Here is a 1,082-nt window from a genome sequence, read left to right as displayed (position 1 = left end):
GGTGACGAGCGGATCATCGACCTGGGTTGTGGCCGTGGCGCAGTCCTGCTAATGGTCGCACAGCTGCTGCCCCGCGGAAGCGCCACCGGTGTCGATATCTGGCGCACGTTCGACCAGTCCGGTAACAATCCGGAAGTAACCCGCCGCAATGCCGAACGCGAAGGAGTCTTGGACCAGATCGAGTTGTTGACCGCCGACATCCGTTCGATTCCCTTGCCCGACGATTCGTTCGACGTCGTCGTGTCGAGTCTGGCGATCCACAACCTTCCCGACCCAGCCGCGCGCGACGCGGTGATCGACGAAGCAGTGCGGTTGATGCGGCCTGGCGCAAAGCTATTCATTGCAGATATCCGCGCCACTTCCGCCTACGCCGATCGACTCCGCCACCGTGGTATGACCGACGTGGTCAGGCGTGACCTGGGCTGGCGATTTTGGTACGGAGGACCATTTTTCGCCACGAAACTCGTCACCGCCCGGAAACCGGAGTAGCAGAAAAGGACCCGGGATCCGCCGACACCAAAGTGGTCAACCGGAGACATCTCGGCTATCCACGCACTGATTTCTTTGGTGCACAACCGTCCGCCCGCCCTCATGATCGAGAACGGAGTCGAACAGTTAGTGATTGTCCGCCGGCTGCTGATGGTAACCGCTGGCCGGTCAGCCCGTAGGCGATGCGCATCGCCACCGCCATGATCGTCTCGGTGGGGGGACTTCCGCTGGCGGTGACGAACATGCTGCCGTCGGCGGCATAGACGTTGTCCATGAAATGCATCCGCCCGTCGGCATCCAGCACACTGGTCTTGGGGTCGACGCCCAGTTGCATCCCGCCCATGGTGGCTCTTCAATCTTAACCGGGCAGTTGTGATTTCGCATCCCGCCCATGGTGTGCTTGCCGCCGGGCACCGGCGGGCCCGACAACTGGGTCACAACGTACTGGGGGATCGCGGCGTACAGCTGGGCGCCCGACGCCCCGCAAAACGCCGCGACCAGCGGCACGAAGAAGTCCTGGGAGACTTGTTCGAACTTGCCGATGCGGTAGGTGATCCGCGGCGCCGGCTGACCGTTGAGATTTTTGACCGTCG

At 62.5% G+C, this 1,082-nt stretch carries 3 protein-coding genes; 2 read left to right on the top strand and 1 reads right to left on the bottom strand.

Features of this window, described 5'->3' with window-relative positions; translation table 11 throughout:
- Window positions 1-489 (top strand): class I SAM-dependent methyltransferase (locus F6Q13_RS17740; RefSeq protein ID WP_293059358.1); only part of this gene is annotated, 489 nt, incomplete at its 5' end.
- Window positions 490-589: 100 nt separating this feature from the next.
- Here the strand turns inward: F6Q13_RS17740 and F6Q13_RS17735 are convergent.
- Window positions 590-823, bottom strand: a complete 234-nt coding sequence (locus F6Q13_RS17735) for a GMC oxidoreductase (RefSeq protein ID WP_293059355.1) — start codon at window positions 821-823, stop codon at window positions 590-592.
- A 38-nt stretch (window positions 824-861) separates the two neighbouring features.
- Between F6Q13_RS17735 and F6Q13_RS17730 the strand changes: the two genes are divergently transcribed.
- Window positions 862-1,082, top strand: a 221-nt coding sequence (locus F6Q13_RS17730) for a hypothetical protein (RefSeq protein ID WP_293059352.1), incomplete at its 3' end; no start/stop codon positions are given.

This window comes from Mycobacterium sp. (genome assembly GCF_008709575.1).
Lineage (GTDB): Bacteria > Actinomycetota > Actinomycetes > Mycobacteriales > Mycobacteriaceae > Mycobacterium.
The sequence above is the reverse complement of the archived record's forward strand: the minus strand, read 5'-3'. Positions and strand labels throughout refer to the sequence as shown.

Coding starts and splice junctions, on each gene's coding strand:
- F6Q13_RS17735 (WP_293059355.1), bottom strand. CDS start 823: ATGCAACTGGGCGTCGACCCCAAGACCAGTGTGCTGGATGCCGACGGG.